Below are 769 nucleotides of genomic sequence, written 5' to 3'. Positions count from 1 at the left end.
CGTGTGCTCTTCCGATCTATGCGCGGCAAGCGCTCCGAAGATTACGATCAACAGTCGTCCTCGGCTCGGGAACCCGCCGACCTCGGCTGAACGGGCAGAGCTTGCGACCATTTTGAAGGCCTCATAGTGGACTAGAACACACGCGATCGCCAGAATGAGCGATACGAGACTGACTGCGATGACGTTCATGACGATGCACCGTTCAAGGAAGCTTCGTGTTGATCGCGCGATTCAGTGCCTGTGTGAAGGTCTGTTTTTCTGGAACGCTTTAGGAACGAGTCTACGCGAGCGACTTAGCTCGGGCAGACCGGGATCGAAGTGCACGATCCACTAGAGGATGTCCGATACAGGCTGTCGACCTCTTCATCGACTTCCTCACGTTTGATCCCGAGCGCTTTAGCGTCCGAAAATAAGTTCGTGGATCGAAACGACGTCAGCTCCGACGTTTCCGGGACGTTGTTGAAAGTCCGACCGCGGAGGAAGTTATCCCCTGCGTACTCATGTCGCGNTGGCGATCGACGCCACCATAATTCGACGCGTCACTGACGACAGGATCAGCGTGTCGATACCGACCTACGGATTTCCGCATTCCGTTCGGGATAGCACCACGAAGGTCCTCAAAGGCCAGACCATGGAACTGATCGGCAGCGTCACACGGGTCGAGAAAGACGCCGTGACCGTCAGCCTGGGTGGCCCGGTGGTGACGGTCGCGCTTGATGTTGTGCGGCGAGTGACGCCCAGGGCGCGTTAGTCAGCCAAGGACCATCCC

Annotated in this window: 1 protein-coding gene; it reads left to right on the top strand. The window is 57.6% G+C overall.

Annotated features, from left to right (window positions below):
- Positions 1-559 precede the first annotated feature (559 nt).
- Positions 560-751, top strand: a complete 192-nt coding sequence (locus X744_RS1000000173290; RefSeq protein ID WP_023763234.1) for a hypothetical protein — start codon at positions 560-562, stop codon at positions 749-751.
- Positions 752-769 lie beyond the last annotated feature (18 nt).

It is taken from the genome of Mesorhizobium sp. LNHC252B00, assembly GCF_000502955.1.
Taxonomy (GTDB): domain Bacteria; phylum Pseudomonadota; class Alphaproteobacteria; order Rhizobiales; family Rhizobiaceae; genus Mesorhizobium.
The sequence above is the reverse complement of the archived record's forward strand: the minus strand, read 5'-3'. Positions and strand labels throughout refer to the sequence as shown.